This is a genomic window from Neisseria bergeri (assembly GCA_003044455.1).
In the GTDB taxonomy this organism is placed as follows: domain Bacteria; phylum Pseudomonadota; class Gammaproteobacteria; order Burkholderiales; family Neisseriaceae; genus Neisseria; species Neisseria bergeri.
The window spans coordinates 1-13,997 of record POWY01000011.1 but is presented as its reverse complement, the minus strand read 5'-3'; the positions used below and the strand labels follow the sequence as shown (position 1 = coordinate 13,997).

Annotated in this window: 13 protein-coding genes; 9 read left to right on the top strand and 4 right to left on the bottom strand. The window is 54.4% G+C overall.

The window, feature by feature from the left end; all coding sequences use genetic code 11:
- The first annotated feature begins 93 nt into the window (after nucleotides 1-93).
- Nucleotides 94-942 (top strand): mechanosensitive ion channel family protein, encoded by an 849-nt coding sequence (locus DBY86_RS10000; protein WP_082300463.1) that lies wholly within the window; start codon nucleotides 94-96, stop codon nucleotides 940-942.
- A 25-nt stretch (nucleotides 943-967) separates the two neighbouring features.
- A complete protein-coding gene (locus DBY86_RS09995) occupies nucleotides 968-1,453 on the top strand; it encodes a CinA family protein (RefSeq protein WP_082300464.1) in 486 nt (161 codons plus the stop codon).
- 101 nt (nucleotides 1,454-1,554) lie between these two features.
- Here the strand turns inward: DBY86_RS09995 and msrAB are convergent, their stop codons facing one another.
- On the bottom strand, nucleotides 1,555-3,123 hold the full coding sequence (gene msrAB, locus DBY86_RS09990; RefSeq protein ID WP_082300465.1) for a bifunctional peptide-methionine (S)-S-oxide reductase MsrA/peptide-methionine (R)-S-oxide reductase MsrB: 1,569 nt from the start codon (nucleotides 3,121-3,123) through the stop codon (nucleotides 1,555-1,557).
- A gap of 487 nt (nucleotides 3,124-3,610) precedes the next feature.
- On the opposite strand from msrAB, the gene ftsY reads away from it, so the two are divergent.
- The 3 genes from ftsY (at nucleotide 3,611) to DBY86_RS13110 (ending at nucleotide 5,706) form a co-directional block, all read left to right on the top strand.
- Nucleotides 3,611-4,774, top strand: coding sequence for a signal recognition particle-docking protein FtsY (gene ftsY, locus DBY86_RS09980; protein ID WP_465120004.1), 1,164 nt, complete (start codon nucleotides 3,611-3,613; stop codon nucleotides 4,772-4,774).
- A gap of 500 nt (nucleotides 4,775-5,274) precedes the next feature.
- On the top strand, nucleotides 5,275-5,541 hold the full coding sequence (locus DBY86_RS09970) for a DUF3079 domain-containing protein (RefSeq protein WP_107819855.1): 267 nt from the start codon (nucleotides 5,275-5,277) through the stop codon (nucleotides 5,539-5,541).
- Nucleotides 5,542-5,556: 15 nt separating this feature from the next.
- Nucleotides 5,557-5,706, top strand: a complete 150-nt coding sequence (locus DBY86_RS13110) for a hypothetical protein (protein WP_159068582.1) — start codon at nucleotides 5,557-5,559, stop codon at nucleotides 5,704-5,706.
- A 538-nt stretch (nucleotides 5,707-6,244) separates the two neighbouring features.
- Here DBY86_RS13110 and yccS read toward each other — a convergent pair.
- The 3 genes from yccS to pilT all read right to left on the bottom strand — a co-directional run bounded on the left by yccS (nucleotide 6,245) and on the right by pilT (nucleotide 10,945).
- The gene (gene yccS / locus DBY86_RS09965; protein WP_107819854.1) at nucleotides 6,245-8,395 is read right to left on the bottom strand and encodes a YccS family putative transporter; all 2,151 of its coding nucleotides are present in this window, start codon (nucleotides 8,393-8,395) and stop codon (nucleotides 6,245-6,247) included.
- A gap of 116 nt (nucleotides 8,396-8,511) precedes the next feature.
- Nucleotides 8,512-9,738: a PilT/PilU family type 4a pilus ATPase gene (locus DBY86_RS09960; protein ID WP_101148277.1), complete on the bottom strand. Its 1,227-nt coding sequence runs from the start codon at nucleotides 9,736-9,738 to the stop codon at nucleotides 8,512-8,514.
- Between the two features lie 163 nt (nucleotides 9,739-9,901).
- Entirely contained in the window at nucleotides 9,902-10,945 is a 1,044-nt protein-coding gene (pilT, locus tag DBY86_RS09955; protein WP_107819853.1) for a type IV pilus twitching motility protein PilT, read from the bottom strand.
- A 113-nt stretch (nucleotides 10,946-11,058) separates the two neighbouring features.
- Between pilT and DBY86_RS09950 the strand changes: the two genes are divergently transcribed.
- From DBY86_RS09950 to dksA, 4 genes are all read left to right on the top strand, one after another.
- Nucleotides 11,059-11,745, top strand: coding sequence for a YggS family pyridoxal phosphate-dependent enzyme (locus tag DBY86_RS09950; protein ID WP_107819852.1), 687 nt, complete (start codon nucleotides 11,059-11,061; stop codon nucleotides 11,743-11,745).
- On the top strand, nucleotides 11,745-12,152 hold the full coding sequence (locus tag DBY86_RS09945; protein ID WP_002221801.1) for a hypothetical protein: 408 nt from the start codon (nucleotides 11,745-11,747) through the stop codon (nucleotides 12,150-12,152). Before DBY86_RS09950 ends, DBY86_RS09945 begins: the two co-directional genes overlap by 1 nt.
- Before the next feature lie 30 nt (nucleotides 12,153-12,182).
- Nucleotides 12,183-12,992, top strand: a complete 810-nt coding sequence (proC, locus tag DBY86_RS09940; protein WP_301001448.1) for a pyrroline-5-carboxylate reductase — start codon at nucleotides 12,183-12,185, stop codon at nucleotides 12,990-12,992.
- Between the two features lie 146 nt (nucleotides 12,993-13,138).
- Nucleotides 13,139-13,555, top strand: a complete 417-nt coding sequence (gene dksA / locus DBY86_RS09935) for an RNA polymerase-binding protein DksA (RefSeq protein ID WP_025457529.1) — start codon at nucleotides 13,139-13,141, stop codon at nucleotides 13,553-13,555.
- Nucleotides 13,556-13,997 lie beyond the last annotated feature (442 nt).

Sequence of the window (13,997 nt, the reverse complement as noted above, 5' to 3'; positions counted from 1 at the left end):
ACAAACATACCGCCCCGCAGGGCTTCAGACGGCATTTTTACACCGGTGCCGATTCCGCAGCACAGGGCGGATGTTCGATCGAGAGGAAAAACAATGGACTTCAAACAATTTGATTTTTTACACCTGATGAGTGTTTCCGGCTGGGAGCATCTGGCTGAAAAGGCGTGGGCGTTCGGGCTGAACCTTGCCGCCGCGCTGCTTATTTTCCTGATTGGGAAATGGGCGGCGAAACGCATTGTCGCCGTAATGAGGGCGGCGATGACGCGCGCCAAGGTCGATGCCACGCTGATTAGTTTTTTGTGTAATGTTGCCAATATCGGCTTATTGATTTTGGTGATTATTGCCGCATTGGGCAGATTGGGCGTTTCCACAACATCCGTAACCGCCTTAATCGGCGGCGCGGGTTTGGCGGTGGCGTTGTCCCTGAAAGACCAACTGTCCAACTTTGCCGCCGGCGCGCTGATTATCCTGTTCCGCCCGTTCAAAGTCGGAGACTTTATCCGCGTCGGCGGTTTTGAAGGGTTTGTCTGGGAAATCAAAATGGTGCAGACTTCTTTGCGGACGACCGACAACGAAGAAGTCGTGCTGCCCAACAGCGTGGTGATGGGCAACAGCATCGTCAACCGTTCCACACTGCCGCTGTGCCGCGCCCAAGTGGTTGTCGGCGTCGATTACAACTGCGATTTGAAAGTGGCGAAAGAGGCGGTGTTGAAAGCCGCCACCGAACACCCCTTGAGCATTCAAAACGAAGAGCGGCAGGCCGCCGCCTACATCACCGCCTTGGGCGACAACGCCATCGAAATCACATTGTGGGCCTGGGCACACGAGTCGGACCGCTGGACGCTGCAATGCGACTTGAACGAACAAGTGGTCGAAAACCTCCGCAAAGTCAATATCAACATCCCGTTCCCGCAACGCGACATACACATCATCAATTCTTAAACGCCGTCTGAAAGGGGAGTGGGAAATGGACGCATTGCACACCATCGCCCGAAATCTGACGAAAAAACGTCAAACCGTAAGCTGTGCCGAATCCTGCACGGGCGGAATGCTTGCCGCCGCATTCACAAGCGTTGCAGGCAGTTCGCAATGGTTCGACCAGAGTTTTGTAACATACAGCAACAAAGCCAAAGAAGACCGCTTGGGCGTGTTGCCCGAAACCCTGCTCGAACACGGCGCGGTCAGCCGCCAAACCGTCTATGAGATGGCGCGCGGCGCGAAAGCCGTGGCGCAGGCGGATTACGCCGTCGGTATTTCCGGCATCGCCGGCCCGGGCGGCGGCAGCGAAAGCAAACCCGTCGGCACGGTTTGGTTCGGGTTTGCCTTTCCGGGCGGAAGTTATGAAGAAATACGCCGTTTTGACGGCAACCGCGAATCCGTCCGCGCGCAGGCGGTCGCCTTTGCGTTGGAAAGGTTGGCGGGGCTGGTAGAAAGCGGCGGCGATGCCGTCTGAACAAAATCTCCGTCTGAACACAATCCCCATCGGATAAAAAATGCCGTCTGAAACGTTTCGGGTTTCAGACGGCATTTTGTCGGGTTAGGCGGCGGTGCGGATTATTTCACTTTGCCTTTCAACGCGCCGTAGCCTGCCGCGTCCATTTGTTCCAGCGGGATGAATTTCAGGCTCGCGCCGTTGATGCAGTAGCGCAGTCCGCCTTTGTCTTGCGGGCCGTCGGCGAAGACGTGTCCCAAGTGCGAATCGGCGGCATGGCTGCGCACTTCGGTGCGGCGCATGTTGTAGCTGAAATCGTCGTGTTCGGTAACGGATTTTGCATCAATCGGGCGCGTGAAGCTCGGCCAGCCGCAGCCGGAATCGTATTTGTCGGCGGAGCTGAACAAGGGTTCGCCGCTGACAACGTCCACATAAATGCCAGGTTTGAACAAATGGTCGTATTCGTGGCTGAAGGCGTATTCGGTCGCGCTGTGTTGGGTAACTTGGTATTGCTCTTCGGTCAGGATGCGTTTGAGTTCGGCATCATTGGGTTTTTTATACGTCGCCGCGTCGAAACCTTTGCCTTGCGGGGCGGCTTTGGTTTTGCCCGGCAGCGGTTCGTCGGCTTTGCGGATGTCGATGTGGCAGTAGCCGTTGGGGTTTTTAATCAGGTAGTCCTGATGGTATTCCTCGGCATCGTAGAAGTTTTTCAGCGGCTCGTTTTCGACGACGAGGGGAAGTTTGTATTTTTGCTGCTCGCGTTTGAGGGCGGCGGCGATGACAGCTTTTTCGGCAGGGTCGGTGTAGTACACGCCGCTGCGGTATTGCGTGCCGGTGTCGTTGCCTTGTTTGTTGAGGCTGGTCGGATCGACGACGCGGAAATAATATTGCAGGATGTCGTCGAGGCTGAGTTTGTCGGCATCGTAGGTAACTTTGACGGTTTCGGCGTGACCCGTATGGCGGTAGGACACGTCTTCATAGCTCGGATTTTTCGTTTTGCCGTTGGCGTAGCCGGATACCGCGTCAACCACGCCGTCTATGCGTTGGAAATAGGCTTCCAAGCCCCAGAAGCAGCCGCCTGCGAGGTAAATGGTGCGCGTATTCATGATTGCTGAATCCTTTTTCTGTGTGTCGGGTTTGTAGAACGAATTTTTTAGACTGCCTAAATCGGCATTCGGGTCGCGGATTAACGCCAATGCCTGCGCTTCGTTGATGCTGCCTTTGACAATGCGCTGCACGTCGCCGTCTTTACCGATTAACGCCCACGAGGGGTAAACGCTGATATTCAGGTTTTGGGCGATCGTGCCGCCGTTGTCGGTAACGACGGGCAGCTTGGGATAATTCAAACCGGCATACCATTTTTGAAAGTCGCCGTCTTTTTTCTCGTGCAAAAAGCCAGGAGACGCGACGGTAATCAGGTTGGCGGAGCCGAATTTTGCATCCTGCGCCCATTTCTCGGTCTGCCCCAATTCGGACAAACACAAAGGACACCAGCTCGCCCAGAATTTAATCAGCGTCGGTTTGTCTTTTTTCAAGTAAACATCGGCGGGGCGGTTGTCCGCGGTTTTCAAAGTGGACAAAGTGTGCGGCACGGTCGCGGTTCCGGCATCGGCGGTTTTGGGCGAACATGCGCCCAGCGCAAACAGACAGCCGAACTTGGCGCAAAGGGAAAAGAAAGTACGAGGTTTCATTTTGATGTTTCCTGTGTGGACGGTTTGTATGATTAGACGTTTGAGATGCCGAAACCTTACAGCCCTGATTTTCGGGCAACCTTGCTGCGCAAAATACGCTACAATACGCCCTATTTCAAGTTTCTAAAATTAAAAGGAAAATTCAATGTTCAGCTTCTTCCGTCGCAAGAAAAAACAGGAAACTCCGGCTCCAGAGGAGGCTCAAATTCAGGAAACCGCAGCAAAAGTAGAGTCTGAAGTTGCTCAAATAGTTGAAAATATTAAAGAAGATGCTGAATCTTTAACGGAAAGCGTCAAAGGGCAGGTCGAATCGGCTGTTGAAACCGTCAGTAGTGCGGTTGAACAGGTAAAGGAAGCCGTTGCCGCGATGCCGTCTGAAGCGGTTGAGGTTGCGGAAAAAGCAGCGGAACAAGTCGAAGCGGCAAAAGAAGCTGTTGCTGAAACCGTCAGTAGTGCGGTTGAACAAGTAAAGGAAACCGTTGCCGAGATGTTGTCTGAAGCAGAGGAAGCGGCTGAAAAAGCAGCGGAACAAGTCGAAGTGGCAAAAGAAGCTGTTGCTGAAACCGTCAGTAGTGCGGTTGAACAGGTAAGGGAAACCGTTGCCGAGATGCCGTCTGAAGCGGCTGAGGTTGCGGAAAAAGCAGCGGAACAAGTCGAAGCAGCGAAAGAAGCCGTTGCCGAAACCGTCAGCGAGGCTGTCGAGCAAGTTCAAGAAGCCGTTGCGACAACTGAAGAACACAAGCTCAGTTGGACGGCGCGTTTGAAACAAGGTTTGACCAAATCGCGCGACAAAATGGCGAAATCGCTGGCAGGCGTGTTCGGCGGCGGGCAAATCGACGAAGACTTGTACGAAGAGCTGGAAACCGTGCTGATTACCAGCGATATGGGCATGGAAGCCACCGAATACCTGATGAAAGACGTGCGCGACCGCGTCAGCCTCAAAGGGCTGAAAGACGGCAACGAATTGCGTGATGCGCTGAAAGAAGCCTTGTACGACCTGATTAAGCCTTTGGAAAAACCGCTGGTGTTGCCAGAAACGAAAGAGCCGTTCGTCATCATGCTTGCGGGCATCAACGGCGCGGGCAAAACTACCTCCATCGGCAAACTCGCCAAATATTTCCAAGCGCAGGGCAAATCCGTGCTGCTGGCGGCAGGCGATACTTTCCGTGCCGCCGCGCGTGAGCAGCTTCAAGCTTGGGGCGAACGCAACAACGTAACCGTGATTTCGCAAACCACGGGCGATTCCGCCGCCGTTTGTTTTGATGCCGTCCAAGCCGCCAAAGCGCGCGGCATCGACATTGTGCTTGCCGACACCGCCGGCCGCCTGCCCACGCAGCTTCATTTGATGGAAGAAATCAAAAAAGTGAAGCGCGTGTTGCAAAAAGCCATGCCCGACGCGCCGCACGAAATCATCGTCGTGCTTGATGCCAATATCGGTCAAAACGCCGTCAACCAAGTCAAAGCCTTTGACGACGCATTGGGGCTGACCGGTTTAATCGTTACCAAGCTAGACGGCACGGCAAAAGGCGGCATCCTCGCCGCGCTTGCCTCCGACCGTCCCGTCCCCATCCGCTACATCGGCGTGGGCGAAGGCATAGACGACTTGCGTCCGTTTGACGCGCGCGCGTTTGTGGATGCGTTGTTGGATTGAGCTGAAATGCCGGCTGAAAACGGCAGACCGATGCCGTCATTCCCGCGCAGGCGGGAATCCAGTGTGTTCGGTTTCAGTTGTTTTTGGGTTCGGGTAATTTCCAAATCGTCATTCCCACGAAAGTGGGAATCCAGACCTGTCGGCACGGAAACTTATCGGGTAAAAAGGTTTCTCCAGTCCCGAGTCCTAGATTCCCACTTTCGTGGGAATGACGGAATGTAGGTTTGTGGGAATGACGGTTTAGGTATTTTTATAGAAAGCCGTAGGGGGGGGCTGTAGGGTGGGCTTCAGCCCACCAATCCACCCATCCTACCAACTCCCCCACCTTATCCCCAAAAAACACCCCCGCGCTTGACACATCTACCGTATAAAATACCGACACCGCCTCATAATACGGCATTTCACAAACCTTAACACCCGCGCGTAAAAACCGTATAAACCCGAAACCGCCACCGCCGTATCCCCTATAATTTCATCCAATAAAAAACAAGGCACCGAATATGGCAAAAAAATTCCCCATTTTCCCAAAAAATCCGGAGCGCATCTGCTGGGGTTGCGACAAATATTGCCGCGAAGACGATTTGCAGTGCGGCAACGGCTGCGAGCGCATCCAACACCCCATTGAGCTGGACGGGCGCGAGTGGTACAAAAAAGGCGACTGGAGCAACCTCTTGAGCGAAGTCCAGCAAATCGAACTCGGTTTGAAAGAAGCTCCGAAACCCGCCAAACCCCATGTTAAACTCCCCCTCAAAAACAAAACCGCCTGATGCATTTCTATGGAAATGCCGTCCGAACAGGCTTCAGACGGCATTTTTTACGGCATACGCACAGGTTTGCCGTTATTCCGTATACTGGAAAACCATTGTCGTCCGCACCTGCCCGAATTTTCAGACAAAACCGCGTCGGCATGGCAATGCCGACCCGCACCATAATTAAGATTGGTGATTGGATACGGTAGGGGTAATACTTTGTCAGAAATTAAGATGCCGTCTGAAACAATTTCAGACGGCATCTTTTATTTTTGGGCGCGTTTTTTATTCCTGCCTGTTTTTCCCATGCCGCCGCCTGCCGCGCGCAGGCTGTAAGGTAGGTTTCAGTCCACCAATCTCACCACTTCCATCAATCCCACCGTCTCGACCAACCTCATCACTTCACAACATCATCGAAAACACATGACATTGTGGGCAAATCGTTGAAACAGTCGTAATCGGCAGGCAGGAATCCCTTTCTTCCGTTTGTGTTTTTGAGTTGATGAAGATGGTGGGAATAATCGATTGGGTGTTGGGGTTGGTGGAAATGGTGGGCTGAAGCCTGCCCTACAGTTCATCGTACAGTCCATCCTATTCCCCCACCTTATGTATCCACCCTACAGCTGCCTCCTACCTGCGCATTTACCCTGCGCAAAGCCTTATCCACTATCTTGCAACCTGTCTGACAATCTGCCCTTTCTTTCAAAATGCCGAAACTTTTTCAGGCTGCGTTTTGGGGCTGCCTGTGCGGAATTTGTCGGTAGGCGCGGTAGTAGGGTTCGAGCTGTCGGGCGATGAGTTGGAGCTGTTGGAGGAGGATGTGGCTTTGTGTTCCGCTGCTGTGGGTGCGGAGGGCGTCGAGTTCGCCGCGCAGTGTATCCAATGCCGTCTGAAAGTCGTCGGGTTCGGTTTCGGGAAGGTGTTGGAAGATGTGGGCGGTGTGTTCGGCGGCGAGGTGGAACTGTGCGGTAAAGTCGGGGCTGCATTCTTCGTGCATTTCGCTGCGGTATGCGCCGAGGGCGGAAATATAGCCGGTCAGGGCGTAGCCGGTTTTGAGGAGGGTGAAGCCGGGTTGCAGGCTGCCGGCGAATTTTTCGGGTTCGCCGCTCATGTCGGAGAGGGTGCTGCTGAGGGCGGCGGTGTGTTCGTGGGCGCGGCGGCGGGTGGCGCGGTATTCGACGTCGTCGCCTGTTTCGCCGCTTTTGAGGCGTTCGGTGATTTTTTCGAGATAGGCGCCGTTGCTGCGTACGGCAAGGGCGGCGGTGCGTTCGAGCGTGAGGTATTTCCAGTCGGGCCACAGGTAGCTGACCGCCGCCCAGGCAAGGGATGCGCCGATAATGGTGTCGATGATGCGCACGGGCATGGCGGCATATACGTCCAACCCTGCAAGCGACAGGCTGGTCAGTGCCTGAATGGTGATGAAAAATGTCGAGAAGCTGTATTTGTAGGTGCGGGTCATGAAGAACAGGGTGGTGCTGACGACGACGATCCAAAGCTTGGTTTCGACAGACGGGGTGAAGTAGGGGACGAGCGAGCCGACGATTACGCCGAGTACGGTACCGGCGATGCGCTGGCGGACGCGGCTTTTGGTGGCGGTGTAGTTGGGCTGGCAGACGAAAAGGGCGGTCAGCAGTATCCAGTAGCCGAGGTTGAGGTTGAGGGCTTCGACTATGGTGCAGGCGGCGGCAACGACGAGGGACAGGCGGACGGCATGGCGGAATACGCCTGATTCGAGGTTCAGCTGCGGACGGATTGCCTGCCAGGTGTTTTTGAGGCTGCCGGTCTCTATGGCGGCGATGCGGGTGTCGCCCATGCGATCGTTTTCCACTTGAAGGCTGTTGTGCTGGAGTTGGCGGAATTGTTGGTCGACGCTGCCGAGGTTGTCGAGCAGGCGGCCGAGGTGGCGGATGTCGGGATTGTCGTTGCCGTCTGAAAGGAGGCGCAGCGACTGGCGGCAGCCTTCGATGGCGCGGCCGAGGCGTTTGCTGTATGTGTAGTCTTTGCCCGCCCTGAGTGCTTGGGCGGCATTGCGGCATGCCTGCCCCTGCATTTCGAGCAGGCGGTGGATGCGGAAGATGATGTCGGTGTTTTTGAATTTTTCGGACATCTCTTGGTAGTCGACGTGGGCGGAGCTGATGCGTTCGTGGATGTCTTGGGCGGCAAAGTAGTAGCGCAGCATTTTGGCGGTGCGCGGGTGGCGGTGTTTGCCGCGAAGGCGGTAAAACAGGGCGGAACGGCATTGGTTGAATGCGGTGATGACGCCGGTGTTGCTCATGGCGAGGTCGATGTGGCGGTTGCCTATCCATTCGGCTTCGTCGGGGTCGAAAAAGTCGGCTTTGGCTTCGAGGTAGCCGCCGAGTGCGTCGTAGGCGTTGGCGACACTTTCTTGGACGGGGCGGTGTGGCAGGACGATTTGGAACAGGAGGATGGCGGTGCTGTACAGTACGGTGCCGCACAAAATCATGAAGGGGTTGGTCAGCCAGTAGGTTTCGGGGGTGTAGGTGAGGGTGGTGTAGGTGGCGACGGCGAGTGCGCCGAAGGCGAAGGTGCGGTATTTCAGCCCGACCGCGCCCATGATGGTAAAGCCGAAAGTCATCAGGGTCATGGCGAGGATGAATGGCAAACCTGTGCCGAGCGTGCTTTGCGCGACAAGTGAGGAGAGGGTGAACAGGGCGACGGTGGCGATGATGTTTTTCAGACGGCCGGTCAGGCGGTTGTCCAAATCGACCAGACCGCCGGCAATAATGCCGAGTACGAAGGGCATGGCGAGCTTGGGTTCGCCAAGCTGCCAGACGATGGAGGCGGCGGTAAAGACACTGGCGAAAACGGGAAGCGAGGTAATGAGCAGAGGCTTGAGGGGTGGGGTTTTCATGGTTTTACCGGTTTATTGTTATGAAGTGAATAAAGTGTAGCACATGAATGGGGCGGATAAAATCATGCCGTCTGAAAACGGGGATGCGGTTTTCAGACGGCATTGGGTTTTGCGGATCAGGAAACGAGGTTGAGACCGTTGACCCTGTCGTAAAGGAGTTCGGGCATTTTGCCTTCTTCGTACAGTTGGATGTGCAATCGCAGGTTGTTGGCGGAAACGGACTGGCGCAGGGCTTCTTCGTAACTGATGATGCCGTGCCGGTACAGTTCGAAAAGGTTTTGGTCCATCGTCTGCATTCCGTCGGTTTTGGCGGTTTCCATGATTTTATTGATGTTCATCAGGTCGCCCTTCAGGATGAAGTCTTGGATGGCGGGCGTGTTGATGAGCAAATCGACAACCGCCGTCCTGCCCGTTTTGTCTTTTTTGAGGGCGAGGCGTTGGCAGATGATACCGGACAGGTTGAGGGCGATGTCGATCAGTATTTGTTTGTGCTGTTCTTTAGGGTAGAAGTTGAGTATGCGTTCGAGCGACTGCGGCGCGGTGTTGGCGTGGAGCGTAAAAATGCACAGGTGGCCGGTTTGGGCGAGCTGCATCGCGTATTCCATATTTTCCCTGCTGCGGACTTCGCCGATGCAGACCACGTCGGGGGACTGGCGCATGGCGTTTTGTACCGCCGTCTGCCAGTTTATGGTGTCGACGCCGATTTCGCGTTGGGTAAAGATGCAGCGGCGCGGTTTGTAGATAAACTCTATCGGGTCTTCGATGGTAACGATATGGCCGGGCAGGGTTTTGTTGCGGTGTTCGAGCATAGTCGCCATCGTGGTAGATTTGCCCGAACCGGTAGGCCCGACGATAATCAGCAGCCCGCGCGGCGCGACGGCGAGGTCTTTGAGTTTTTCGGGCAGACCCAATTCCTGCATTTGAGGGATGACGTGGTTGATGCGCCGCAAAACCAAACCCGCGTGGCCTTGGCTGTGGTAGGCGTTGGCGCGGTAGCGCGTGCCGCTGCGCGATTGGACGGAGTAGTTGATTTCGCCGTCGCGCCGGAATATTTCCGATTGTTCGGCGTTCATCGTCGATGCGGCGATGGCGGCGGTTTCCTCGCCCGTCAGAGCCTTTTGCGGCTGCGGGGTCAGTGCGCCGTTGATTTTCAACGAGGGCGGGAATCCTTTGCTGATAAGGATGTCGGACGCGCTTTGCGCTTCTGCGGTTTCGCACAGGCGGTCGAGCAGCGGGTGGAGGTGTGCGCCGATTTCGGCCGGGGTTTCGGAGCGGCTTTGTTTTTTTTGAGAATACACTTGAACCATTTCGTCCAAGATGTCGTGCAGGTTATCGGTACTCATCGTTAACTTCTTTTCAGTTTAAGCCTTGCAGTTTGCGGCGGCGGGTTTCAACAGGAAGGCGGACGCTTCCTGTTCTGAAGGGGATACCGGGCGGGATGCCGCGTCCCGCCCCGCGTGTTTGCACCTTGTTTTCCCGCCGGTATGGCCGGAAGGCGGTTGTGTGTCAGAAACTTATACTTTCGCTGTTTTGCGCGCGTTTGCGTGCGACTTCCGGTGCAATCAGCCCTTGGCGTACCAGCGATTGCAGCGATTGGTCCATCGTCTGCATACCGCTCGCCTGCCCGGTTTGCAGGACGGAGTTGATCTGCGTGATTTTGTTTTCGCGGATGAGGTTGCGGACGGCGGGGTTGGAAATCAGGATTTCGTGCGAGGCGACACGGCCGTTGCCGTCGCGCGTTTTCAGCAGGTTTTGGGAGATGACGGCGGTCAGCGATTCCGACAGCATAGAGCGCACCATTTCCTTTTCCCCCGCCGGGAATACGTCCACGATACGGTCGACGGTTTTTGCCGCGCCGGTCGTGTGCAGCGTGCCGAAAACCAAGTGTCCGGTTTCGGCGGCAGTCAGTGCCAAGCCGATGGTTTCGGGGTCGCGCATCTCGCCGACAAGGATAACGTCGGGGTCTTCGCGCAATGCGGAACTCAGCGCGTTGGCGAAGCTGAGGGTGTGCTGGTGCAGCTCGCGCTGGTTAATCAGGGATTTTTTGCTTTGGTGGACGAATTCGATCGGGTCTTCGATGGTCAGGATGTGTGCCGGCTGGGTTTCGTTGATGTAGTTGATCATCGCGGCAAGCGTGGTCGATTTGCCCGAACCGGTAGGGCCGGTAACCAATACCATGCCGCGCGGAGATTCTGCGATTTTTTGGAAAATGCGCGGGGCTTTCAATTCTTCCAGCGATAAGACGGTGCTGGGAATGGTGCGGAATACGGCGGCGGGACCGCGACCGGTGTTGAAGGCGTTGACGCGGAACCGGGCAACGTTGGGCAGTTCGAACGAGAAGTCGACTTCCAAGTTTTGCTGGTAGATTTTCCGCTGATGGTCGTTCATCACCGAAGTTACCATATTGCCGACCTCTTCCGCACTCATTTCGGGAAGGTTGATGCGCCGCATATCGCCGTGAACCCGAATCATAGGGGATATGCCCGAACTCAGGTGAAGGTCGGATGCTTTGTTTTTAACGCCGAAGGCGAGTAAGTCGGTAATCTGCATAATGGGATATTGTCCAGTATAATGTTTGGGTCGTTCGGTGTTTCCTACTTCTGAATTTTACTGCCCTGATTCTTGGGATTCAACTATTTAAGCATTTTTACCGGGGATAATTTATGACGGTTTTGCAAGAACGTTATCGGGAGGTGTCCGACCGTATCGGAAAATTGGTTCTGCAGGCGGGCAGGGAGCCGCATTCTGTCAGCCTGATTGCCGTCAGTAAGACTTTCCCTTCAGACGGCATCCGCGAAGTTTACGCCGCCGGACAGCGTGATTTCGGCGAGAACTATATTCAGGAGTGGTACGGTAAAACGGAAGAGTTGGCGGATTTGACCGACATCGTGTGGCACGTCATCGGCGATGTGCAGTCCAATAAAACCAAGTTTGTCGCCGAACGCGCGCATTGGGTGCATACCGTATGCCGTCTGAAGACCGCCGTCCGGCTGAGCGGGCAGCGTCCTTCCTCGATGCCGCCCTTGCAGGTGTGTATCGAGGTGAACATTGCGGGCGAGACGGCAAAGCACGGTGTCGCGCCCGAAGAAGCGGTCGCGCTTGCCGTGGAAGTGGCGAAGCTGCCCAACCTTGTCGTGCGCGGACTGATGTGCGTTGCCAAAGCCAACAGCAGTGAAACGGAGTTGAAAACCCAGTTTCAGACCATGCAAAAGCTGCTTGCCGACCTCAATGCGGCTGGCGTTAAGGCGGATGTGCTGTCTATGGGGATGTCGGACGATATGCCTGCCGCCATTGCGTGCGGTGCAACACATGTCCGTATCGGCAGTGCGATTTTCGGGAAAAGGGGCTGATGGAAATTCGGGCAATAAAATATACGGCAATGGCTGCGTTGCTTGCCTTTACGGTTGCAGGCTGCCGGTTGGCGGGGTGGTATGAGTGTTCGTCCCTGTCCGGCTGGTGTAAGCCGAGAAAACCTGCCGCCATCGATTTTTGGGACATTGGCGGCGAGAGTCCGCCGTCTTTAGAGGACTACGAGATACCGCTTTCAGACGGCAATCGTTCCGTCAGGGCAAATGAATATGAATCCGCACAACAATCTTACTTTTACAGGAAAATAGGGAAGTTTGAAGCCTGCGGGTTGGATTGGCGTACGCGTGACGGCAAACCTTTGATTGAGACGTTCAAACAGGAAGGTTTTGATTGTTTGAAAAAGCAGGGGTTGCGGCGCAACGGTCTGTCCGAGCGCGTCCGATGGTAAAAAATTGGGAATGAATTTAGTCAGGTAATTTTGAATAGGGTAGAAATAATGAATGTTTATTTTCTCGGCGGCGGCAATATGGCGGCTGCCGTTGCGGGCGGATTGGTCAAACAAGGCGGTTACCGCATCCATATAGCCAATCGGGGTGCGGAAAAACGCGAACGTTTGGGAAAAGAGTTGGGGGTCGAAACTTCGGCAACCCTGCCGGAGCTTCATTCCGACGATGTTTTAATCCTTGCCGTCAAACCGCAGGATATGGAAGCCGCGTGCAAAAATATCCGCACCAACGGCGCATTGGTGCTTTCTGTCGCAGCTGGATTGTCGGTTGATACGCTCAGCCGTTACCTCGGGGGAACACGCCGCATTGTCCGGGTTATGCCGAATACACCCGGAAAAATCGGGCTGGGCGTATCCGGTATGTTTGCCGAAGCGGAAGTATCGGAAACAGACTGCAAGATTGCCGATCGAATCATGAAATCTGTCGGTTTGACCGTTTGGTTGGAAGATGAAGCGCAAATGCACAGCATCACCGGCATCAGCGGCAGCGGGCCGGCTTATGTGTTTTATTTGCTGGATGCTTTGCAGAATGCCGCTATCCGACAAGGGTTTGATATGGCAGAAGCACGTGCACTCAGCCTGGCAACATTTAAAGGAGCGGTTGCCCTTGCCGAACAGACGGGTGAAGATTTCGAGAAGCTTCAAAAAAATGTAACGTCAAAAGGCGGGACAACCCACGAAGCTGTGGAAGCCTTCAGACGGCATCGTGTCGCCGAAGCCATAAATGAAGGCGTTTGTGCCTGTGTGCGCCGTTCGCAGGAAATGGAACGGCAATATCAATAATGTAAAGAAAATAAAAAAACCAATCCAAAACGTGTTATGATGCGCGTTTTCAAAAACGCCTTAGGCAATAAGCCTTATAAAAATCAAAGGAATAAAGCCACTTTGTGGTGCTTTGTTTTTTTCGGTGAACCGAGAGGACATACATTATGGCAAAGCTGACAGAACAAGATATTTTGAATTGGAGCGGGCCGGAAGACGATTATATGAATGACGACCATTTGGCTTTTTTCCGCGAATTGCTGGTAAAAATGCAAGACGAACTTATCGAAAATGCTTCCGCTACGACAGGACATCTCCAAGAACACGAATCGGCCCCCGATCCCGCCGACCGTGCCACACAGGAAGAAGAGTACGCATTGGAACTCCGTACACGGGATAGGGAACGAAAACTTCTCAGTAAAATACAGGCGACCATCCGCAATATTGATGAAGGGGATTATGGATTCTGTGCCGATACGGGAGAACCTATCGGTCTGAAGCGGCTGCTGGCACGCCCGACAGCCACTTTATCTGTTGAGGCACAAGAACGCCGAGAGAGGATGAAAAAACAGTTTGCCGACTGATAGCAGCAAACAAAATGCCGTCTGAAGCCCCAAGTTTCAGACGGCATATTCACAAAGGCGCACCAGCCGGAGGAGGGGGGAAGGGATTGTTGGAGGCGGCGCAGCGTTTGGTGGAAATAAAAAACCTTATCCGACAGAGACATGACGAATTTCCCCAAAAAAATCCCGCTGAAAGTATTGACCGTTTTCCCCGGTGGGCGTATAGTTCGGTTCTTCGCTGCTGCCGAAGCGGCGAACGAACTGGAAAGTATAGCACAGAATGTCGGGAATATCGAGAGATATCTTGACAGATGGAAGAAATGCTTTATAATTCGCAACGCTCTTTAACAAAACAGATTACCGATAAGTGTGAGTGCCTTGAGCCTCACACTGTTTAAAAGACAGACAAGATAATGTTTTAAACATTGTCCTGTCGGTTTCTTTGAAGCAGACCAGAAGTTAA